This is a genomic window from Bradyrhizobium sp. UFLA05-89, assembly GCF_059803475.1.
Genome location: NZ_JBANBA010000058.1, coordinates 1 through 21,211 on the forward strand (window position 1 = coordinate 1; position 21,211 = coordinate 21,211).

General features: G+C 56.8%; 19 protein-coding genes and 1 pseudogene. 14 read left to right on the forward strand and 6 right to left on the reverse strand.

The window, feature by feature from the left end:
• Positions 1–406 precede the first annotated feature (406 nt).
• Positions 407–1,471: an LLM class flavin-dependent oxidoreductase gene (locus SO139_RS26385; RefSeq protein WP_449380766.1), complete on the reverse strand. Its 1,065-nt coding sequence runs from the start codon at positions 1,469–1,471 to the stop codon at positions 407–409.
• Positions 1,472–1,515: 44 nt separating this feature from the next.
• A complete protein-coding gene (locus SO139_RS26390; RefSeq protein WP_498540888.1) occupies positions 1,516–2,607 on the reverse strand; it encodes a pyridoxal phosphate-dependent aminotransferase in 1,092 nt (363 codons plus the stop codon).
• A gap of 941 nt (positions 2,608–3,548) precedes the next feature.
• On the opposite strand from SO139_RS26390, the gene metC reads away from it, so the two are divergent.
• Positions 3,549–4,793: a cystathionine beta-lyase gene (metC, locus tag SO139_RS26395; RefSeq protein ID WP_498540889.1), complete on the forward strand. Its 1,245-nt coding sequence runs from the start codon at positions 3,549–3,551 to the stop codon at positions 4,791–4,793.
• Positions 4,794–4,899: 106 nt separating this feature from the next.
• Here metC and SO139_RS26400 read toward each other — a convergent pair whose 3' ends face one another.
• The 3 genes and pseudogenes from SO139_RS26400 to SO139_RS26410 form a co-directional block, all read right to left on the reverse strand.
• Complete coding sequence (locus tag SO139_RS26400) at positions 4,900–5,133, reverse strand: hypothetical protein (RefSeq protein WP_498540924.1); 234 nt, start codon at positions 5,131–5,133, stop codon at positions 4,900–4,902.
• Positions 5,122–5,839, reverse strand: a pseudogene (locus tag SO139_RS26405) (thiamine pyrophosphate-binding protein); the annotation flags it as partial. The pseudogene SO139_RS26405 and the gene SO139_RS26400, both read right to left, overlap by 12 nt.
• Positions 5,840–5,938: 99 nt before the next feature.
• Entirely contained in the window at positions 5,939–6,838 is a 900-nt protein-coding gene (locus SO139_RS26410) for a LysR family transcriptional regulator (protein WP_498540890.1), read from the reverse strand.
• A gap of 545 nt (positions 6,839–7,383) precedes the next feature.
• Between SO139_RS26410 and SO139_RS26415 the strand changes: the two genes are divergently transcribed.
• The 5 genes from SO139_RS26415 to SO139_RS26435 all read left to right on the forward strand — a co-directional run bounded on the left by SO139_RS26415 (position 7,384) and on the right by SO139_RS26435 (position 10,202).
• Positions 7,384–7,536 carry a hypothetical protein gene (locus SO139_RS26415; protein WP_498540891.1) on the forward strand — a complete coding sequence of 51 codons (153 nt, stop codon included), beginning with the start codon at positions 7,384–7,386 and terminating at the stop codon, positions 7,534–7,536.
• A gap of 234 nt (positions 7,537–7,770) precedes the next feature.
• Positions 7,771–7,989 carry a hypothetical protein gene (locus tag SO139_RS26420; RefSeq protein ID WP_449384369.1) on the forward strand — a complete coding sequence of 73 codons (219 nt, stop codon included), beginning with the start codon at positions 7,771–7,773 and terminating at the stop codon, positions 7,987–7,989.
• A 227-nt stretch (positions 7,990–8,216) separates the two neighbouring features.
• The gene (locus tag SO139_RS26425; RefSeq protein ID WP_449384370.1) at positions 8,217–8,675 is read left to right on the forward strand and encodes a MerR family transcriptional regulator; all 459 of its coding nucleotides are present in this window, start codon (positions 8,217–8,219) and stop codon (positions 8,673–8,675) included.
• Between the two features lie 140 nt (positions 8,676–8,815).
• Positions 8,816–9,928 (forward strand): branched-chain amino acid ABC transporter substrate-binding protein, encoded by a 1,113-nt coding sequence (locus SO139_RS26430; protein WP_498540892.1) that lies wholly within the window; start codon positions 8,816–8,818, stop codon positions 9,926–9,928.
• Between the two features lie 88 nt (positions 9,929–10,016).
• On the forward strand, positions 10,017–10,202 hold the full coding sequence (locus SO139_RS26435; RefSeq protein ID WP_498540893.1) for a hypothetical protein: 186 nt from the start codon (positions 10,017–10,019) through the stop codon (positions 10,200–10,202).
• An 84-nt stretch (positions 10,203–10,286) separates the two neighbouring features.
• Here SO139_RS26435 and SO139_RS26440 read toward each other — a convergent pair whose 3' ends face one another.
• On the reverse strand, positions 10,287–11,255 hold the full coding sequence (locus tag SO139_RS26440) for a LysR family transcriptional regulator (RefSeq protein WP_498540894.1): 969 nt from the start codon (positions 11,253–11,255) through the stop codon (positions 10,287–10,289).
• Positions 11,256–12,220: 965 nt separating this feature from the next.
• Here SO139_RS26440 and SO139_RS26445 point away from each other — a divergent pair.
• The 8 genes from SO139_RS26445 (at position 12,221) to SO139_RS26480 (ending at position 21,133) form a co-directional block, all read left to right on the forward strand.
• Complete coding sequence (locus SO139_RS26445) at positions 12,221–12,814, forward strand: NodA family N-acyltransferase (protein ID WP_498540895.1); 594 nt, start codon at positions 12,221–12,223, stop codon at positions 12,812–12,814.
• Positions 12,811–13,470, forward strand: coding sequence for a chitooligosaccharide deacetylase NodB (nodB, locus tag SO139_RS26450; RefSeq protein ID WP_498540896.1), 660 nt, complete (start codon positions 12,811–12,813; stop codon positions 13,468–13,470). The genes SO139_RS26445 and nodB overlap by 4 nt, the downstream gene beginning before the upstream one ends.
• 15 nt (positions 13,471–13,485) lie before the next feature.
• Entirely contained in the window at positions 13,486–14,847 is a 1,362-nt protein-coding gene (nodC, locus tag SO139_RS26455) for a chitooligosaccharide synthase NodC (RefSeq protein WP_498540897.1), read from the forward strand.
• A 14-nt stretch (positions 14,848–14,861) separates the two neighbouring features.
• Positions 14,862–15,491 (forward strand): nodulation methyltransferase NodS, encoded by a 630-nt coding sequence (nodS, locus tag SO139_RS26460; protein WP_498540898.1) that lies wholly within the window; start codon positions 14,862–14,864, stop codon positions 15,489–15,491.
• Positions 15,492–15,503: 12 nt separating this feature from the next.
• Positions 15,504–17,210, forward strand: coding sequence for a nodulation protein NodU (nodU, locus tag SO139_RS26465; protein WP_498540899.1), 1,707 nt, complete (start codon positions 15,504–15,506; stop codon positions 17,208–17,210).
• Positions 17,211–17,219: 9 nt separating this feature from the next.
• The gene (gene nodI, locus SO139_RS26470) at positions 17,220–18,134 is read left to right on the forward strand and encodes a nodulation factor ABC transporter ATP-binding protein NodI (RefSeq protein ID WP_498540900.1); all 915 of its coding nucleotides are present in this window, start codon (positions 17,220–17,222) and stop codon (positions 18,132–18,134) included.
• Positions 18,134–18,922, forward strand: a complete 789-nt coding sequence (locus SO139_RS26475) for an ABC transporter permease (RefSeq protein WP_498540922.1) — start codon at positions 18,134–18,136, stop codon at positions 18,920–18,922. Before nodI ends, SO139_RS26475 begins: the two co-directional genes overlap by 1 nt.
• A gap of 162 nt (positions 18,923–19,084) precedes the next feature.
• Positions 19,085–21,133: a carbamoyltransferase family protein gene (locus tag SO139_RS26480; RefSeq protein WP_498540901.1), complete on the forward strand. Its 2,049-nt coding sequence runs from the start codon at positions 19,085–19,087 to the stop codon at positions 21,131–21,133.
• Positions 21,134–21,211: the final 78 nt, after the last annotated feature.

Here is a 21,211-nt window from a genome sequence, read left to right on the forward strand (position 1 = left end):
CTCCTGCCACCCGAAAACTTGCCCATCCTCGAATGGCTCGGTATCAAAACGTCAAAATCACTGTGATGAACCACTAGAGGCTGTTCGGTGCCTCGTCGACCTAGCTCTCAGCAAGAAATCACCACGAGCGCGTATCGCTAAGGGAAGGGTGTAGGAACGTCTGCGCTCGGTGGCGAGTTCGGCGCTCTGAACTTGCCCTCTGTCTTGTGGCGGCAGCTACCGGCCGCCGCCATTCGAAGGCGGCGCGCTGATGACATCGCATCGGCCATGCGCGAGGAGTACATGACGGGCCGCCTCGTCGGCAGCGGCGCCGCCGAAAATCACACCAAGACAAAGGTGTGAAGCGCGGCGCAATGAATAGATTAACGTCATGACCCAGCGCTAACCTCAAAAGATACGCCTGCAACTATTCGATCTCCATCGACCGACGACGGGCCTCACGTTTGGCCACGCCCGCAACGACTTCAGACCGAATGACGGTTGCAGTGTTCAATGAAGCATCTAGGGGAAGGTCACCAAATGCGAGCTGGCAGAGAAGATAGTTGGCACCCGCCTCTTCCAGATGATTAAGGAGCGTTTGTCGTACCGAAGCGGCCGTGCCCACAACGCACAACTCACTCTCGATTGCTGCATCGAAGGTCAAGGGCAGGTTTGATGGAGTTGGGATGTCATTTCGATCATAAAGGAACTTGAAGCTGTCGAGCCACCGATCGTAAGCAGGCTCTGCGAGTGAATAAGCGTCTGCTTCCGAATTTCCAGCCACGACCATTCGAAGCAAGCCAAGGAACGGAGACTGACCATTCGGGTCCGAGTGTTGCTCTCGATGCGAGCGATATGCGTCAGTTACCCTTCGAACGGATGATGCAGGTCCAACGCTGGCGATATTCGCGCCGATCTCAGCAGCCCAGCTTGCCGAGCCTGGTTGATTTACGGCGATCCATGTCGGCGGGTGTGGCCGCTGATGAGGCGTTAACATCAGTGGAACGTCGTCCAACTGGAAATGGCTGCCTTCATAGGAGAGGGGGCCACCTCGCATGGCTTTAACAAGAATTTCGCTGGCTTCTGCATAACGCGCTGGCGCCGCATCTGCACTGACCCCGAAATATCCCAATTCAACCGGCAGGGAGCCGCGTCCGATGCCAAGCTCTAGCCGGCCGCCGCTCAAGTGGTCCAGCATACAGACCTCTTCAAATGCTCGCAGCGGATGATGAAGGCTAAGCAGCATGACCATCGGCCCGAAGCGAAGATGGGTTGTGCGTTGTGCGACGCTAGACAAGAACAGATTCGGCGAGGGGCTTCTGCCATGTGGAGTACAGTGGTGCTCAGCTAGATGATAAGCATAGAACCCCAGGCGATCGCATGCCTCGGCGAGCAGAAGGCGATCTGCATATTGTTGGGCGAGATCACGGCCATCCGCGTCCAGATGATCGAAGATGCCGAACGCCAGTGTTGAGGAAAAGGTATTATTCACTTGGCCACCTCGAGAATTGCAGCGGGAGAGCTGTCGGCTTGGCTTCAGAGTGACGATCTCGAAATGTCACTGACGGCCGAGAAAAGCGTATCCATTTGCCGTTCCGTGCCGATTGTAATGCGTACGAAATTCTCGAGACCGTTCTCGGGGAAGAAGGCAACAAGCACGTTCTGCCTCCGCAACGCGGCCTGCCACCAGGTCCCATCGTGTCCTTCAGGCACGCGGGCTAGCACGAAATTGGCTTGGGAAGGCAGTATAGTGAACCCAAGTTTTGATAGCTCAATTGTCGTTCGCTCTCTTTCAAGGACGATTTGTCGATGGTTGTCCTCGAATGTGGATCGATGTGCAATGATGCTCGCGCCGACCGCATGACCAATTACATTCATGTTGAAGAGGTTCTGCATGGCACGAAGCCTGCCAACGAGCTCGGGGTGACCGAAGCCGAAGCCGATGCGAAGGCCAGCGGTGGCATAACTTTTCGAGAAAGTTCTCAGCAGCAGAACATTTGAATAGCGGTTAACGAGCCGTAGCCCGTTATCAGGCGCAAAATCGACATACGCTTCGTCAAGGACGATTAGTCGGTCCGATTGCGCTACGAACCTTTCGATATCGCCGATCGGAACGAATGTTCCCGTCGGGTTGTTGGGATTGGCTAGCACGATGAACTTGGCGTCTCTGGCTGGACCGAAAAGCAGTTGGTGCGTCGGTAGGGAATGGGCCTTACCCCACCCGATCTCCAGAAATTGAGCTTCGTGCAACATGGCGAGCTTTCGGTTGAACGAAAACCCCGGCGATATCATCGCGACGGTGTCGCCTGGAGCGAGGAAAGCTTTGTAGATGAGACCGAGAAGTTCGGACGATCCGTTCCCAGCAATCACCTGATCGGCAGAGAGACCGTAGGCACAGGCAGCCGCTTCTCTCAAGCCGGCGTTATCATCTTCCGGATACAAATAATGCTGCTCAAGGGCCGCAATCGCGCTTTGCTTGATGATTTCCGGTAATGGGAATGGGTTCTCGTTCATGTTGAGTTTGACGCAATTTGCGTCAAGCGCGGCGGGCGCGGGCGGCGGAACGTCTAGCTGTTTTGCCACGTGTGAAAGGCACGAGAGTGCGCTTAGCAGCCTTGCGTCTGACATGTGGTCGCTCCGTCGAAAAGCATGGGTTCTGAGCATGGCGATTGTCCGATTTGAGTGACACTCTGGTGCTTGGCTCACGTGCTTGCGCACCAACAGGCCGACTTGCCTCTTCACAGTCAGACGGCCCAGGGCTTCATCCGAATTTAGATGGAGATCCTAACAGTTGCATGAAGTGTACATCAAAACTGCAACTTGTGTGGACCCGATCGTGTTTTGCGAGGGGGCGATCCGGTCGGCTTGTGCGCTTCCGCGTGTCAAGCGAAGGAAAATGCGCAACTTGGATTGCTTTTCAACCCCAGCGGAGGCCTATGACGGGACTGGAGTACCGCATCGATTTGTCGATGGAGGCTGTCGGCGGTGAATTCATACAGAGCAGTGTCTGCTGGTCGGCAACGGCGGACCTCAAGCATGTCCGCCCCATGGGGGCCGTGATAGCGTGGCCGCTTTCCTGCAAACACACACAGATGCTCCCGGGCTCCTCCAAAGTGATCGAAGCGGATGGCGGACTGGCGCGGCGCCAACAACTGCGTTTGAGACATTCACAATCCTCGTTCGAACGTCATCGAAGGCCCCGATGCCCTACCAATTCTGGTAGTGTACAACTTGACCTTACGTTCGGTTCAAGGGGGTTCGATGGTCTTCGGACAATGTGTCTCACTCGCTACAACGTGACTCGAACGCGGTAAGGGCGGACGAAACCGCCAAGCCACAAATAATCTGGTCAAAGAAAAAGTGATCCACTCAATTGCGCGAACGGAATAGCTCAGAGTCGTATTGGATCTTCATTCATCGCTCAAGAGACGTCACCGACATGCAGTCGCAGTAGAATTGCCCAAGATTGGCATTGTTGTTGCACCTGCAATGCAGCTGACGCAGGGCTGGTGACTCCGGTGCGACGACATGCCACGACCAGGGCGGAATGCGACGGAAGAGAACTTGTCATGAAGGATCTGAACGACGACAACAGCGTACGAGACACGGAAACTCTACTTTGTCACCTCGGTCGTGCGCCGGAAGAACACGCCGGGATGGTCAATGTGCCGATCTATCGCGGCTCTACCATTGTTTCGGAAACCTTGGAGGATTGGGACGATCGGAACAAAGACCATCCTAGCTACGGTCGCTTCGGCTCGCCCCTGTCTCGCGCGCTTGAGGCCGCAGTTTGCAAACTAGAAGGCGGATTTCGGTCGATTCTCTTTCCATCCGGGCAGTCTGCTTGCACTCACTCGCTGCTTGCGTGTTTGAAGGCGGGCGATGATGTTCTAATCAGCGACGGCGTTTACGCGCCTGTTAGAGCCTTCGCGGACAACGTTCTTGCGGCGCTGCAGATCAAGGCACGGTATTTCTGTCCAACGGAGCCGTCAGAACTGGCAGCAAAGATCAACGCGAATACACGGGCCATCTATCTGGAATCGCCATCGTCCATGACCTTCGAGGTTCAAGATGTGCCGGCACTCGCAGCGGTTGCACATCAATCGGACGCGCTTGTGATCATGGACAATACGTGGGCAACACCTCTCTATTTCAGACCATTTGATCATGGGGTCGACATTTCAATCCAGGCTGCGACGAAGTACATCGTTGGCCATTCCGATGCGTTCCTTGGCGTAGCCACTGCGAATGAAGCGGCATGGCCCACACTGAAGTCAACTGCGCAGCATTTCGGCGAAATTGGCGGGCCGGATGACATCTATCTGGGACTGAGGGGATTGCGTACTCTAGGTCTGCGCATGAATCGGCATTGGGAAAATGGCCTCATTCTCGCGCAAAGCCTGCAGACGCATCCAGCTGTCGACAGAGTGTTGCACCCCGCCCTTCCCAACGATCCCGGCCATACCATTTGGAAGAGGGATTTTCTGGGCGCCAGTGGACTCTTTGGGATTATTCTAAAACCAATGTCGCGGCCGCAACTTTCGGTTCTCTTCGGTAGCCTGCGCCTCTTTGGAATTGGTCTATCCTGGGGCGGGTACGAGAGCCTCGCGTTGCTTGTCGAGCCACCAAAGCGAGCGGAAGCCGCGCTTCCGTTCGCAGGACCGCTTATTCGCATCCACGCGGGCCTGGAGAGTTCCAACGAATTGATCGCGGACATGCACAATGCGCTGAACGTCGCCTGCGACGTTGCAGTCGATAGTATCGCGTGCCCGAAAGTGATCGAAGTCGACAGTCGATGCCAACTGGTCAGTTAGCCCTGGTGTTTTGATCTCAAGCCGATGTCGCAACGGCGTCATCTTCAGGCTACTGACGCTGGTTCAGCCCGGTACGCGCAATGCGCGCTACAGGGCTTTCCTTGGCTCAGCGCCAGAGGTTGGTCCTGGCAAGATCAATGACTTCGTCGCTCCGGCCATTCATGATCGCCTTGAGCATGTGCAGAGAAAAGCCGTTGGCGATCTCCATCGTCACGGAAGGCGGCACGGCGAGCTCGGTCCGATTGACAACGGCATCGATTAAAGCTGGTCCGTCATGCGCGAGCGCTGCGTCGATGCCATCCTCTACCTCTGAGGGATCTTCAAGGCGCTTGCCGCGCAAAGCATGCACGATCGGTGACTTCAGCCGCTCGCCAAGAGCCAGCAGTTGTTCATGGGCACCGGCACAGCCGGAACCGAAAGAACGGTCACTCGCTGAGTTCTGTTCAACATTGCAGCCAGGCCATCGAGCTCGGCGGTCGTCGGCAAGACCACCGGCTGTGGAGGCCGCAAACTAGCGGGCTTGGGCCGTGGCGCATCGAGCGCAGGACGAAGTGAGACGTCACCAGGAATGATAACAACGGAAACGCCGTTCCTTCCTATAGCCACGCGGATGGCTGCCTCAAGGATGCGTGGCATCTGATTGGCCTCAGAAACCAGCTCACAATAGTGGCTACATTCTCTAAAGATGATCTCCCGGTGGCTTTCCTGGAAATACGAGGCACCAATCTCGGCCGACGGAATGTGTGCGGCGATCGCGAGCACTGGCACGCACGAACGATGACAATCAAACAGGCCGTTGATGAGATGTAGAGTGCCCGGCCCCCAGCTTCCGGCACAGACCGCGAGCTCGCTCCCGTCAGATGTGCCTCGGCACCGGCCGCGAAAGCAGCGACTTCCTCGTGCCGGAGGTGTATCCATTCGATGCGTCCCTGTCGGCGGATTGCATCGGTGAGGCCATTCAGGCTATCTCCGACAATTCCATAGATGCGCGTTATTCCCACCTCAGCAAGAGTGTTGGCGAACTGATCTGCGACAGTCTGTGCCATGGCGCATATTTCGTCCGGAGCTTAGCGAAGCGCGAACGTCTCGCAGACGTGTCTACGTCGGGGCGCGATATGGCCGGAAATGAATTGTTCGACTGCAATTCAGTCGCTGCCGGAATGATCGTCGCCGCGCGTGCAAGCCACCAGATCGAGCCAAGCCCTCGCGGCATGTGACAGATAGGCGCCGCGGCGCCAAATCATTGCAATGTGCCAGTCAGTATCGGCTTCTTCGAGCGGCACCCGAGCGATCGAAAGATGCTTGCGTTGCTCTGCGATCATCCGTGGCAGAAAGGCGGCCCCCATGCCCGTCGCAGCAAGCTCGACGATGAAATCAATCTGGCTGCTACGCGCGACGACACGCGGCTCGAAGCCGTGCCGTTGACAGGCGTCCAAAATCACGCGGTTCAATGCAAATCCAGCTTCGAAGAGGATGAGCGGTAACTCTCGCAATGCCGGAAGATCGAGAGATCGGCACCGCGAAAGCTTGTGGTCAACGGGTAGCAAAACAGTGAGCGGCTCGCGTTTGACGTCCTGCCATTCAAAGCCTTCCGACACGGGTAGAAGCGAGGCCGCAAGTTCGATCTCGCCTGATAGCAAAACCTCCTCGAGCCGCTCACTTCCGTACTCCACGAGCCGGATATCGATGCCTGGATAGCGTTCGCGGTAGATCGCAAATAGCTTTGCGAACAGAGTGCCGCTACCCACCGGTGGAAGACCGAGCTTGAGAATGCCGCATTTTAGACCGCGCAAATCGCCGAGTTCGGAAATCAGATCGTCCCGTTCCATCAGTAGCCTGATCGCACGGCGATAAACAATTTCGCCGGCAGCAGTAAGCTTGCTGCGGTGGCCGATCCGATCAAGCAGCGGCACGCCAATCTCGTCCTCAAGCTGCCTGACCGCCTTGCTAACGGTCGACTGGGTCGCGAATACGACTTTGCCGGCCTTGGAAAACCCGCCTTGCCGTACGACCTCCACGAAAGTGCGTAGTGTCCGAAGCTCCATGTGAATTCCAAAACTGAATAGACTCTAGTCAATCAATTCATTCGAGAGGGATCCGCAGGCCCGCGCCAGAGACCCGTGCACCGGTCGATCCGCGACGGCAGGCTCCGTCAGATCGAAAAACTTTATTCTTGTTCTGCTCGTTGAGAGCGGTTTTCTGTTCTGAACGAGTTGCCCTACATATTGATCATGCTCTTGCGATTTGCGGAGAGGCCCGTGAGCCGCTCGACTCGTTGCACGATGCCGAAGTGTCGCACCGTGATGCTATGCTGGTGCCGCCCAAGACTGCGGGCGATCCGCTAGTAGCAGCATTCTGTTTGAATGCAATCGGGAAACCAGATCGGATCCGGTGACCAAACTTCCGCGCACCGTCTCTCTGCGCACCGTCTCGTTCTAAAGACAAGCAATGGACGGATCCGATCGAACAATCGGCACGCGCTTGTGCCCGTGCTGGAAAAGGCGGTACGTCCCCTGACTTGATTGATAGATCGAGAAAATTCCGCTGTATACCGCCTTGTGTTTCAGGCGCCCGAAATGCATTGCATGCCTTGGCGCGTCAGGTGCTCGATAACTGCTCAATCTTCGGCTCGTTCATCAAGAGCAAGGCGATTCGGGGCGAGCAAAATCAAAATGTCCGCGAAGGTTTTGAAAAAATGAGGTTGCGCGATGAACGATTGCGCAATCTCTTCGCCCACGAGTGATGCCGATGCTGCGCTGGGGCGATGGATCACTCCGCCATGTAGATCGAGTCTCAAAATCCAGTCGATATTGCGTTTGCACGCCTTCGTCGCGCCAGTGCGCTTTCATGTTGCATCGAGCGACAGATCGACCTGCGTTTGGTCGCGCGCCGCAGGTCGGTCTTCTTTTTGCCCTAACGCAGCCAAACGCCCTTGCAAGGAGCCGACCCGCTGGCGTTATGTTTGAAAGGAGAGACGGTGCAAGTGTTGCAGGTACGAGGTGGTGTTTTCGATCCGGAAGACCTTTCCACCTTAGGAAAGATATTTGATGAGGCGGTGGCGGCGCTGCCGGCAAGTATGCGAACTCCCATCAATCGAACGGAGATCGCTAAGCTTGTGCTTGGACGTACGGCTGCCGGTGAGGCCGAACTGATCCTCCTAAAGAGGCTGATGGTGGCCATTGCGTCTGTGGCTTAGCCGAGCAAAGGTTCAATTATTCTTTGGATAGATCGATGACGGCGTCATTCGACGTCTGCACCGCAGCGTGGTGGCGTGCATTCTGCATGTCATGTCCGCCTGCTGAGGCGGTCCTCGGAAGGCGAAGTTCGATATTGCGATCGAAAAGTAGGCGACAAGCTCTGCGAGGCGCCAAAACCCCTTGAACCTCACGTGACGTTAGGTTGTAGGTTCGTAAACTGAGCAACATGACCAGACCTACACCATTCAGGCGTCGTTGGCGACGCATCGGCGAACTTGCGGAGGCGACCGGCGTGACGGTGCGCACCCTACGTCACTATGAGCATACGGGATTGCTCGCCGCCTCGCAGCGTACGGATGGTGGTCACCGGATTTACGACTGTGAAAGCGTTAGAAGGGTTTATCACATTCTGGCGCTTCGCGAGCTCGGGTTCTCTCTTCATGAGATACGGAAAGCGATGGAGGGAAGAACTTCGCTTCCCGACCTGTTGAGCGAACAACTGGAGCGAGCTGAGATTCAGGTCGCGCGGGCAACCAAGTTGCGCGATCGGCTGCGCAACATCACCAAGAACACGGAATCGGATGTAAGTGTGGAAGAACTACCTGCCCGCCTTGATGCAATGTCGCGCGAGAGCTGCGGTCAAACGCGCCGGCGGGCACGCGCGCCCGATGACGCGGATCGATAGTAGGCGTGGACGAACTATTGAATTACGTGGACGAACGGTCAGACAACGCGAGTTTCGGATACGAGCATCAATAACCGCGACCAAGGTAAGAGAGCGGGAGCGAGTCTTGGCGCAAAAGCAACCAACGTCAGGGGCGTCAAATGGCAGTGTTTCGCATGAATCTAGTCGCCGGTGCAGCGGTCTTGGCTTCCGTGTTGGTCTCGGCCGCGTCCGCTGACGATGTTTACGTTGCAGTGGCTGGACCTATGACGGGAAACAATGCTGCGGTCGGTGCTCAGATGCGCTACGGCGCTAGCACGGCCGTGGATGACTTGAACGCCTCCGGATTGCTTCCCGAACTCAAGGTCAAATTGACTGTTGCTGACGACGCCTGCGATCCGAAGCAGGCCGTCGCAGTAGCCAATCGGCTGGCGGCCGACCAGGTCAGGCTGGTCGTTGGCCACTATTGTTCCTCTTCCTCAATTCCCGCCTCCGACGTTTACGCTGAAGCGGGAATTATTCAGATTTCGCCCGGATCAACCAATCCTCAGCTGACCGAACGAGGCCTCAGGACGATTTTTCGGATCTGCGGCCGTGACGACCAGCAAGGCGTGGTCGCCGCCGACTATATCCTGCGGCATTATTCCAAGAGCAAGATCGCCATCCTCGATGACAAGAGCACCGCTGGCAAGGGCATAGCAGATATCGTTGCGTCTCGTCTTCACGACGCGGGACTGCAGATTGTCATGCGGCAAAGCTACATGGCCGGCGAAAAGGATTACACGGCGCTGGTATCAAGGATGAAGAGGGAACGAATCGAAATCGTCTATATCGGTGGTGGCTACTACACGGAGATTGGCTTGATTGTGCGGCAAGCCGCAGACGCACAGGCGCGTCTCACTGTCATGGCTAACGATCCGCTGATGACCGGCGAATTCTGGGCGATTGCGAGCGATGCTGCAAACGGCACTCTCTTCACATTCATGCCAGACGCCACCCAAAACGCGGCGGCCGCCGACGTCGTAGCCAGATTGAGAGCATCACAGCGGTCCGCGGAAGGCTACACACTTTACGCCTATGCCGCCGTGCAGGCGTGGGCGCAAGCAGTGAAGCGCGCTGGCTCCTTCAACGCTCTGCGCGTGGCAAAAGCGCTTCGCTCGCAAGAGATTGAGACCGTAGTCGGCCAAGTGCGGTTTGATCCTAAAGGCGACAATGCGTTTCCCGGTTTCATAGTTAATCGTTGGCACGACAACACGATTGAGAGGGTCGAGTGAGCTGGATACGGGTGGCCGAACCAGCGACTTGAATATTAGCTAGTTCGCGTCTTATCGGACCAATCGTGTGCCCAATCGAGTCTTGCGGATGGCCGAGGAGGCGATCTGCGAATGGCAAACAAAATTGCCAAAAGGACACGAGGCGATCAACCAGTGGCCAGGTTCATCTGAGGGAATAGCGACGAAAGCCAGATCTGGCGTCAGCAATCAACGGCGCGTTGTTGTGTCAAAGAAAAATGGCCTTGAAAAGACTAGCGAAGAGATGCCGTGTTGACTTGTAAGCGTCATCAATCGGCATCTCTTCGCCTAACGGCTTACGATCCGCGGTTGTCGTTCCGGCGCATCCAAAGCTGTATCTCTAGCTAGCGAAGGGCGGGTCCGCGAGATGTCCTCGGCGTGTCTTAGGATCGGCGTGCGGAGGAACCAAACGCGCTGCCTCCTGCAACAATACCTCGCGCATCCATATGCTTGCTGGATCAGTATTGTGAAGGGAAGGCCATTGGACGGCTTCGGTGAAGCTTGGAAGCGGTAGTGGGAGTTTAGTGATGCGTAGCGGCATCATCTTTGCGAAATACTTCACAAGCGTGAGGGGCATCGTCGCTATTCGGTTGGTGCCAAGCAGCATGGGAGGGACCAAGCTAAAGCTCTGAACAACGACCTCAACGCGTCTCTTGAGGCCGTGCTCTTGCATAAACCATTCGTCTACAGCGGGCACGCGAGAGCGCCCGAACTTGACCGCAACATGGCCCATTGACATGTACTTATCGAATGTGAGTGCCCCCGATAGCTGCTTGTTCGAGCGGCAGCCGACGCACACGAGGGTCTCGTCAAAAAGGGTAGCTTTAGGGTGTGCGTCCGACATGTATAGCTCGGGCACGATGAGAAAGTCGATTTCGGCGCGTTGGAGAGGATGATCGAATGGGTCCGCGTGAGGCATCAATTCGAATCTGACGCCGGGCGCATCTCGCGAAACACGCTTCACGACATTTCGGAACCACACGATCGTAGCAAAGTCCGACAGGCAGATCCTAAAGCGCCGGTCGGATTCACTCGGCTTGAATGTATCCCTGGACGTAATGGAGAATTGGATGTGAAGCAGAGCCTCGCGCGTTGGGGCGGCGAGAGCTTCCGCACGTGGAGTTGGAATAAGTTCGCGGCCCTTCATCGTAAAGAGCTCGTCTTTGAAATATGTGCGCAGGCGTCCAACTGCCGCGCTCATGGCCGGCTGGCTCAAGTTGATGCTGCGAGCTGCCGCCGTGAGGTTTCGCTCGGTCATCAGCGCATCGAGCGCCACGAGCAGATTCAGATCCAGTCCTCGAAAACGCATAGTCACCTATCCGCAGTGTAGATGCTTCTCATCCAAACAATCGATTGTACCAGTTAGCACAGCGCCGGTTAGGAAATCTCCAGTTCCTGTGCATTAGCGTACGTTTCGGAGAAGCAGAGCGTGGCACCGCAGATCGCAAATATTGGTGATGGCGCTTCGTCCGCGGTTGCGCGCAACACCTTAGCTGGACGTCCGTCATGGCGTTGTCACATCCGAAAAGATTGCATCGATTCCAGTCTTAACCGCTTGTGCGATCGATCGCCGATCACACGGGCGGCGAGCCCTCATACTCGCAAGAAAACAAATGAGCGGCACCAAAGTCGTTGCGTGCATCAAGGTCAGTGCCAGATATTGGACGAGGCAAATGAGGCCGCGGCTAACATCGTCGTATTCCGCTTTCCAACCGCGCGATCGGCATATTGTCTGTGCGGTGAGAGGAGCGTGACGTCGTGTGCAGCGGAGTTGCGGTTTCTTCGCCCGTGCCAGGGAGTTTCTACAATAGCGTCGTCTCCCTTAGCAACTGCATGCCGCTCAACAATGCCGTCAGGAGCGCGGTTTAAACCATCGTATAGTCGCTACATACGCTTCAATGGAAGGCGTCTACCTCGATATGACTGGGTAAATGCCTGGTGCTCCGATAGCGTGAGTGCTGCACAGAGCTGTCGCGGAGAATGGGCGTTCGGGGGCAATGAACGAAAACTAGAATGCAAGATAGTAGGCGGGGCACGACCTCTAACTGAGCCGATTGCGACCAGCCCGGACACGACGGCGACGGTTAGCGACGGCCCCCACAAAATCCGGAATATCCAAAAAGTCCTGCCGCCCGCGCGGTCGAACCCAAACGCCGTCAACAAGTCAACATCAAATCCATTCGCTGGCGACACCATCGAACGAGCACCGCCAGGCCGTTCGTTGCCCGCCTGATGCGTGCCTCAGCAACGCAGCAAGAAGCAGGAGAGTCTTTCATGCGCCCTCAGCTCCAATGGAGGACGTGCTGGGAAAATGACTTACAACTTGCCGACCACGTCGCAATCTCTGAGTTCTTTCGAAATGCTTACGGTCCGACCGGGGCGTTTAACGCGCAACCGTTTGAAGGCAATCGAAGCTGGGCCGGCGCGAGACCTGAACTCCGTGTGATTGGCTACGATGGTCGCGGCGTGGCCGCTCATATCGGCGCGCTGCGGCGGTTCATCAAGGTCGGCGAAATCGATCTGTTGGTGGCCGAACTTGGATTGTACGCGGTACGCCCGGATCTCGAGGGGCTCGGCATCTCTCATTCGATGCGCGTAATGTATCCGGTGCTGCGGGAGCTCGGCGTTCCCTTTGGGTTCGGCACGGTTCGACATGAACTCAAAGAGCATATCTACAGGCTACTCGGCCGCCCAGGCTTGGCGACGATTGTTCCGGGCATTCGCGTGCGGTCTACCCTTCCGGATATTTATGCCAACTTGCCGCCAACCCGCGTCGACGACGCGTTGCTCGTCGTTTTCCCTATAGCGCGGGCGATGAGCGAGTGGCCCACCGGTACATTCATCGAGCGTAATGGGCCAGAGCTGTGAAAGACGCAAGTGGTTCCTTCGAAGCGCACAGCAAGCGGGCCAAGGATGCCGTCCGCCACAGCGTCTATTTGACGTTTGACGACGGGCCTAATCCATTTTGCACGCCGGGTATTCTCGATGTGCTGGCGGAATACCGCGCGCCGGCGACGTTCTGTGTCCTTGGCACGTACGCCGCGAATGAGCCAAAGCTAATCCGAAGGATGGTCGCTGAGGGGCATGAGGTAGCAAACCACACGATGACACATCCGGATCTGTCCAAATGCGAACCAGACGAAGTGCAATATGAAATACTGACGGCGAGTAGGGCCATCATGAGCGTGTGTCCCCAAGCCGTGGTGCGACACGTGCGTGCACCGTATGGCATTTGGACCGAAGAGGTGCTGGCCAAGTCAGCGAAGGCCGGACTGGCGGCTCTCCACTGGTCAGTGGACCCACGCGACTGGTCATGCCCGGGCGTCGATGCGATCGTTGGCGCAGTGTTAGCATCTGTCCGCCCTGGTGCGATTGTGCTTCTGCACGACGGATGTCCGCCCGATGAGCTGAGGCGGTGCATTCATTCAGGTCTGCGCGACCAGACGCTGAAGGCACTTTCCCAACTTATTCCAGCCCTGCGTGATCGCGGTTTCGCGATCTGCCCGCTTCCCCAACTTCACTGAACAAATCGGCGTCCCATGAACCTGCTTGCCACAACCAGCACTGTAGTCGTCTCGTCTTATGCGTTGCTCTCCGCGGTCTACAAGACCGTGCAGGCGTTCCATGCCTCGCCGACACCAGCGTCTTCGGCGACATCAGATGCAGTCCACCCCGAATCTATGCCGAGTGTGGATGTGATCGTACCATGCTTCAACGAGGATCCGGGTACGCTGTCGGCCTGCTTAGAGTCCATTGCAAGCCAAGACTACGTCGGGCAGCTGCGCGTCTATGTGGTTGATGACGGCTCTGGAAACCGGGAGGACGTCGCACCCGTCCACCATGCCTATGCCTACGATCCGAGGTTCAACTTTATTCTCCTGCGGAAGAACGTCGGAAAACGCAAAGCACAGATTGCCGCGATCCGGCGCTCATCCGGAGATTTGGTGCTTAACGTCGATTCGGACACGATACTTGCGAGCGATGTAGTCAGGAAGCTTGCATTGAGAATGCAGGATACTGGTATCGGTGCAGCCATGGGGCAGCTGACCGCGAGCAACCGCAGCGACACCTGGCTAGCCAGGCTGATCGACATGGAGTACTGGTTGGCGTGCAATGAGGAGCGCGCAGCTCAAGCTCGTTTCGGTGCGGTCATGTGCTGCTGCGGACCATGTGCCATGTATCGACGATCCGCCCTCGATTTGCTACTGGATCAGTACGAGGCGCAGTTCTTTCGAGGAAAGCCGAGCGACTTCGGCGAGGATCGCCATCTCACGATTCTCATGCTGAAGGCAGGATTTCGAACCGAGTACGTTCCCGACGCCTACGCCGCGACAGTCGTTCCAGATAAGTTAGGTCCGTATCTGCGACAACAGCTCCGCTGGGCCAGGAGCACTTTCCGAGACACGCTGCTTGGGCTGCGCCTTTTGCCCGGTCTCGATCGATACCTGACGTTAGATGTTATCGGGCAAAACATCGGCCCGCTTCTTCTGGCTCTTTCGGTTGTTACAGGCATCGCGCAGCTCGCGCTCACGGCAACAGTGCCGTGGTGGACATGTTTGATGATCGCATCGATGACCATGGTACGATGCGGGGTAGCAGCCTTGCGCGCGCGTCAACTGCGATTTCTTGCGTTTTCCCTGCACACGCCCATCAATATCTTTCTGCTACTTCCGGTCAAAGCATATGCGTTGTGTACGCTAAGCAACAGCGATTGGCTCTCACGCAAATCAGTCAAGGCTCTCGGGTCTGGCGGAGACCAAGCGCTAAAAGAAAACCACGAGCCCCAACCAGACGTCACCCGACCTTCGGGACTCGCTGTGCCAGTTCGCAAGTGGGATGCTTCGCGCCGTCCGTCGAGCGGTGACACGACTGCACTTGCAGTGGCGAGTGATACGGACTGAGGAGTGGACAGCTCATGAACCAGGAAAACGGTTACCAATCGTTAGAGCGAGAATTGGCTGCCGATGATCCATGGCGGCTGGACGGCAATCCGTTCGAGCGAGAGCGTCACACGCACATGCTGCGGCTTTCGCTTTCAAACGGCTTCATCGCAAATGGGCTCGAGGTCGGCTGCGCGGCGGGCGCATTCACGGAAAAGCTGGCGCCACACTGCGAACGACTTACAGTCGTCGACGTCGTGCCGCGAGCGATTGGCCGGGCGAGTCAACGGACGAAGCGATGGTCGCACATCACATGGATAGTCTCTGACATTCAACGGTTCTCGAGAACAGACCAGTTCGATTTGATCGTGGTGGCGGAAGTGCTCTACTACCTCCGCGATGTTGCCGAGATGCGTACGGCCATTGGCAATTTGGTGCGAATGCTTGCGCCGGATGGGCATCTGGTTTTCGGATCAGCGCGTGATGACACCTGCCGTGGCTGGGGACATGCGGCTGGTGCCGAGACGATCATCGCAATGCTGAACGAAACATTGGTCGAGGTCGAACGGGTGCAATGTCGAGGCGATTCGGCCAACGAAGACTGCTTGCTTGCTTGCTTTCGAAATTCGATCGGGTCTTCCGTTTCATTCAACAACCGACCTTAGCATTGAGGCACCATGCGCATCTGTGGCATCAAGTTGACGCACGACGGGTCCATCGCCCTTGTGGAGGATGGACGTCTGGTCTTTTGCATCGAGCATGAAAAACGCGACAACAATCGACGGTACTCAGCCATCGAGAATCTCGATACGGTTGTTCTCACATTGGCGGAATACGGCCTTCATCCCCGCGATGTTGACCAGTTCGTCATCGACGGCTGGGACGGGGAAATCGAATCACAATTCCAGGTCCTGAGCGGATCGGAGCTTCTCACTCTCAAAGGTGCGCCGTATGTTGAACGCCCCGAAGGAATCCTCTCTTCACATGAGGGGAACGGGCTTGTGCTCGACGGCAATAGCTTCTCCTATAGGAGCTATGCACACGTCACGGGCCATATTGCCTCTGCATACTGCACAAGCCCGTTTGCGAAAGCGGGAGAGCCCGCTTTCTGCCTCGTGTGGGACGGCTGCATCTTTCCGCGACTTTATTATGTAAAACCCGGTGGCGGCCGCTTCCTCGAGTGCCTGTTCCCGATGATAGGGCATGCCTATGCCGTCGCGGGCCATCACTTTGGGCCCTACCGGCAGGTGAGCCGGACCAACTGGGACCTTGGCGTTGCGGGCAAACTGATGGCCTACATCGGTCTGGGGACGCCTGATGAAGACGTTGTGACAGTATTTAGGGAGATCTACGAGAAGCACTTTGCGGCGGACACGGAGTCTGCCCAGCGCTACCGAGCGAATATAAATGACGCCGAAGCGTCACTTGCCGCGACGCACGACTTCTTCGACGAAAGCGCACTTCGATTGGAGGCCAAGCGACACGAAGATATACTTGCGTCATTTCACGTTTTTCTTGAGCGTCTGCTCGTGCGGGAGATGGGCCTTGCTTTGCTGCGGCATTCGAACGTTCCCGGGCCGCGCAATCTTTGCATCGCCGGCGGTTGTGGTCTTAATATCAAATGGAACAGTGCGTTACGTGAAACCGGCCTGTTCGATGCGGTATGGGTACCGCCGTTTCCGAATGACAGTGGCTCGGCTATCGGGGCCGCTTGTTCGGCGTTGGTCGCGGACAAGGGTTTCGTGCCGTTGGAGTGGTCGGTCTATGGTGGCCCGGCCCTCGCAGCTGGTGATGGATCAGCAGAATGGGAAGCCGCGCCCTGCAGCATAAGTGAGCTTGCCGCTCTCCTTGCAAGTAATAAACCCGTAGTGTTCCTTGCTGGTCGCGCCGAACTCGGGCCGCGTGCCTTGGGTGGCAGAAGCATTCTTGCCGCCGCAACATCGCCCGGAATGAAGGACTATCTCAACGACATCAAATTTCGCGAACACTTCCGTCCGGTTGCGCCGATATGTTTGGAGGACCGAGCGGCGGATATTTTCGATCCTGGGTCGCCCGATCCTTACATGCTCTTCGATCATCAGACACGGCCAGAGTGGCGAGAGAGAATCCCAGCCGTTGTGCATCTTGACGGATCTGCACGATTGCAGACCATTGGTAGAACATCCCAGCATAAGGTTGCTGAACTTCTCATTGAATATGAGAAGCTCACTGGCCTTCCGTTGCTCTGCAATACTAGCGCCAACCACCATGGACGAGGCTTCTTCCCCGACGTCACAGCTGCCTGCGAATGGGGGCGCATCGAACACATCTGGTGCGACGGTTTGCTCTGGACCAAAACGCTCGAAGCCAAGGTGCCGTCGCCCGAACTGCTTTTGACAAGCTGAGATGAACGCATGTCGAGCGTAGCGATCGACCTTGCCGCTGTAAGCAAATCATATCGTGGCAAACCCGTTGTCAACGGGCTGTCGTTTACTGTGGCGGCGGGAGAGTGCTTCGGACTACTTGGACCGAATGGCGCGGGCAAAAGCACCATCGTGCGCATGATACTTGGCATGGCGCCTCCGGACTCTGGCCAGATTAGGGTGCTCGGCAAGCAGGTGCCGACACACGCGCGTTTGGCACGCGCGGGCGTAGGCGTGGTCCCGCAGTTCGACAACCTTGAGAACGAGTTCACGGTACGCGAGAACTTGCTGGTTTTCGGGCGCTATTTCGGCATGAGCGCACGTGAAATAGAGGCGGTCATCCCGTCACTGCTCGAATTTGCGCGCCTCGAAAGCAAGGCGGATGCGCGGGTTGCTGAGCTATCCGGCGGCATGAAGCGCCGGCTGGTTCTGGCACGAGCTCTGATCAACGACCCGCATCTGCTTATTATGGACGAACCAACGACCGGTCTTGATCCACACGCGCGCCATCTGATCTGGGAACGGCTGCGTGCGCTACTTTCGCGCGGCAAGACGATCCTGCTGACGACCCATTTTATGGAAGAGGCCGAGCGGCTGTGCGACAGGCTCTGCGTGCTTGAGGAAGGACGCAAGATCGCCGAAGGCGAGCCGCAGGCGCTGATCATCGACCAGATTGGCTGCAATGTCATGGAGATCTATGGCGGTAATCCGCACGAATCGATTGAGCTGATCAGGCCTTACGCACAGCGTATTGAACTAAGCGGCGAGACCATCTTTTGCTATGCACCGGATCTGGAGAAAGTGCGGAAGCAGTTACGGGGAGCTGCGGGTTTACGCCTTTTGGAGCGTCCGCCAAATCTCGAAGATGTGTTCTTGCGGCTGACCGGACGCGAGATAGAGATATGATGAGAATGACTTATGGCGCGGCCATGCCCTCCAACGCATTTAATTGGGTCTCGGTATGGCGTCGCAACTATTTGGCCTGGAGGAAGGTTGCGCTTGCCTCGCTACTCGGCAATCTCGCCGATCCGTTGACGAACCTACTTGGTCTTGGCTTTGGTCTCGGGCTAATCGTCGGTCGCGTCAACGGGACGTCCTATATCGACTTTCTGGTGGGGGGCATGGTTGCGACCAGCGCGATGACGTCCGCGAGCTTCGAAACGATTTACGCAACGTTTGCCCGTATGCACACTCAACGGACCTGGGAGGCAATGCTGTGCACACAGCTTACACTTGGCGATATTCTGCTCGGTGAAGTAGCATGGGCAGCCAGCAAAGCCGTGCTGGCGGGTACAGGAATTACGATCGTTGCTGCTGGCCTTGGTTATGCGGCATGGCCATCCATGCTTTATGCGCTGCCCGCAATTGCTCTTACTGGTTTCGTCTTCGCGAGCTTGGCGATGGTCGTCGTATCACTAGCGCCAAGTTACGACTATTTCGTATTTTACCAGACGCTCATCCTTACACCGATGGTGTTTCTCTGCGGGGCAGTGTTTCCGATCGACCAGTTGCCCGCCGCCTTCCAGTTCGCAGCCAGCCTGCTGCCCCTGAAGCATTCGATTGAGCTCATTCGCCCGGCGATGCTTGGGCGGCCAGTCGGCGGCGTCGGGGTTCATATTGGCGCACTCTGTATCTATGCGGTTGTGCCGTTCTTGTTGTCGGTTGCACTGCTTCTGAGGCGCCTCATGCGCTGAGAGGCCGCAGTGGTAAAGTTGACGAACGCGCGCGCCATGGTGTGGAGCACGTGAAAATCGCAAAGGACACTCGGGCTGATGACGTCGTGCTTCTGCATACAGCGACGAACGATCGTGAGGCGGGTAACAAATCGAGTATTCTCACAATAAACGGAGAGTAAGATGCTGTGTCTCGGAGTGAGCGGCGGACTAGACAAGGTGTTTGAATGCCGACCCGAGCTTCCAAGCACATTTCTTCACGATGGCGCTGCCGTTCTCGTGCGCGACGGTCGTGTGATAGCAGCCGTCGAAGAGGAGCGTCTCAATCGGGTCAAGCACTCTAACAAGTTTCCAAGCCAATCGATCCAGTACTGTCTCGACGTTGCCGGTATTCAACTGAGCGATGTCGATCGCATTGCGTTCTATGCGACCGAAGCTTACTGCAACGCCATGCTCGAGCGCCTGTTTATTTCGCAGCCGTCCAACGCTATTCCGATGGATGCCAGGCTCTTGCTCCGGACGATGCTGGCGCAGGAGTTCGGCACGGACATTGATCCGTCGCGCGTCTCATTCGTAAGTCACCACCGGGCGCATGCAGTCAGTGCGTTTGCAATGTCCGGATTTGAGCAAAGTCTGGTCCTTGCAATCGATGGCGGCGGTGAGTTTCTCTCCGGTCTCGTGGCCATCGGGTCTGGAACCGAAGTTAGGCAACTCGAGAGCTTCCCGGAGAGCAACTCCTTGGGATTGTTTTATCTCGAGACGATCCGGTATCTCGGATATGGCCTGTTCGACGAATACAAGGTCATGGGACTTGCTCCCTACGGAGATCCTGCTCCATATCGCAAGCTCTTCGAGCAGTTCTATGAACTCACCGACAACGGCGGCTACCGTGTCAACCTGGATCGCATAGGACCGACGTTGTTCCGCAGTATCCAAGTGCGTCGAAAGGGAATGCCATTCACGCAGCAGCATCGAGATGTGAGTGCTTCCTTGCAGGAAGCGCTGGAGCGAATAGTGTTTCACATGCTTCGGCATTATCGAGAAGCGACCGGCATGAAGCGCCTGTGCTTGGCCGGAGGGGTGGCCCACAACTGCACCATGAACGGTAAGTTGCTGTATTCAGAGCTGTTCGAAGATATATTTGTGCAGCCCGCGGCACACGACGCTGGTTGCGCATTAGGTGCTGCACTCATGATGTCTTGCGAGGTAGGCCAGCCCGCGCCGCGAGAGCGGCTCCAGGAGGTCTATTGGGGACCCGATCTCGGAGCGGACCGCGCCATGGAGCAGGAGCTGAATGCATGGGCCGGACATCTCGAGATTGAACATAGCAATGATGTTGCGGGCAGGGCCGCCGACTGGATGGCAAACGGCGCAGTTATTGGCTGGGTGCAGGGGCGGTCGGAATTCGGGCCGCGTGCCCTCGGTAACCGAAGCATTCTTGCCGACCCTCGACCTGCAACGAATAAGGATCGCATAAACGCGATGGTCAAGAAGCGCGAAGGCTATCGACCGTTCGCGCCCTCTGTGTTGGAGGAAGATGCACACGAATATTTCGACCTCCCGGCCGGGAAGCGCGAGTTTCCCTTCATGAATTTCGTGGTTGGCGTGCAGGAGTCCAAGCGAGGTTTGCTCGGCGCTATTACGCATGTTGATGGTACGGCGCGGTTGCAAACAGTGTCGCGCAAGTCGAATCCAGCCTACTGGGAGCTTATCGACGAGTTCAAAAAGCGAACGGGTGTCCCAGTTCTGCTCAATACGTCGTTTAACAACAATGCCGAGCCGATTGTGGATTCGGTTGCAGACGCCGTCACAACATTCCTGACGACCGAGCTCGATGCTCTTGTCATTGGCCCGTTCCTTGTCAAAAAGCGCTCCGTTACCCTGGACGATTGGACTTCGCTCGCTGTCTCATTGCCGCCTTATGCGTCCCTCCATCGGGTCCGGGCACACACAGCACGAGATCGGCAGGAGACGGTATGCGAGATCCGCGCGGCGTTTTCGGGCGATTATGGTGTCCGGATTTCAGATAATGTGTACAATCTGCTGATGCGGGTCAAAGGCCAAGCCGTCCTCCTCGACGTCTTCAACGCGATGGCATTGGATCAGGCCGGGCGCGAAGCTCTCGTCAAGGAACTGCGGAGCCTGTGGGAGCAGCGCCGTGTTCGCCTGCATCCTCCCTCACGCGCTACTCGTGTAAAGGGTGACTGCGATCAGATGGCGGAGCCAGCATAAAGGCCCGATCGATGATTATGGCTACTCAGATCTCTCTCAATATGAGTTCGAGTGGGTCCAGAAGGAGGGTGTTCACCG

Excerpts from the sequence above, each read along its gene's own strand:
- SO139_RS26390 (WP_498540888.1), bottom strand. The coding sequence starts at position 2,607 with ATGTCAGACGCAAGGCTGCTAAGCGCACTCTCGTGCCTTTCACACGTG.
- SO139_RS26425 (WP_449384370.1), top strand. The coding sequence starts at position 8,217 with ATGACCAGACCTACACCATTCAGGCGTCGTTGGCGACGCATCGGCGAA.
- SO139_RS26440 (WP_498540894.1), bottom strand. The coding sequence starts at position 11,255 with ATGCGTTTTCGAGGACTGGATCTGAATCTGCTCGTGGCGCTCGATGCG.
- nodC (WP_498540897.1), top strand. The coding sequence starts at position 13,486 with ATGAACCTGCTTGCCACAACCAGCACTGTAGTCGTCTCGTCTTATGCG.
- SO139_RS26435 (WP_498540893.1), top strand. The coding sequence starts at position 10,017 with ATGGCCGAGGAGGCGATCTGCGAATGGCAAACAAAATTGCCAAAAGGA.
- SO139_RS26445 (WP_498540895.1), top strand. The coding sequence starts at position 12,221 with ATGCGCCCTCAGCTCCAATGGAGGACGTGCTGGGAAAATGACTTACAA.
- nodU (WP_498540899.1), top strand. The coding sequence starts at position 15,504 with ATGCGCATCTGTGGCATCAAGTTGACGCACGACGGGTCCATCGCCCTT.
- SO139_RS26410 (WP_498540890.1), bottom strand. The coding sequence starts at position 6,838 with ATGGAGCTTCGGACACTACGCACTTTCGTGGAGGTCGTACGGCAAGGC.
- metC (WP_498540889.1), top strand. The coding sequence starts at position 3,549 with ATGAAGGATCTGAACGACGACAACAGCGTACGAGACACGGAAACTCTA.
- SO139_RS26430 (WP_498540892.1), top strand. The coding sequence starts at position 8,816 with ATGGCAGTGTTTCGCATGAATCTAGTCGCCGGTGCAGCGGTCTTGGCT.
- nodS (WP_498540898.1), top strand. The coding sequence starts at position 14,862 with ATGAACCAGGAAAACGGTTACCAATCGTTAGAGCGAGAATTGGCTGCC.
- SO139_RS26480 (WP_498540901.1), top strand. The coding sequence starts at position 19,085 with ATGCTGTGTCTCGGAGTGAGCGGCGGACTAGACAAGGTGTTTGAATGC.
- SO139_RS26475 (WP_498540922.1), top strand. The coding sequence starts at position 18,134 with ATGAGAATGACTTATGGCGCGGCCATGCCCTCCAACGCATTTAATTGG.
- nodI (WP_498540900.1), top strand. The coding sequence starts at position 17,220 with ATGTCGAGCGTAGCGATCGACCTTGCCGCTGTAAGCAAATCATATCGT.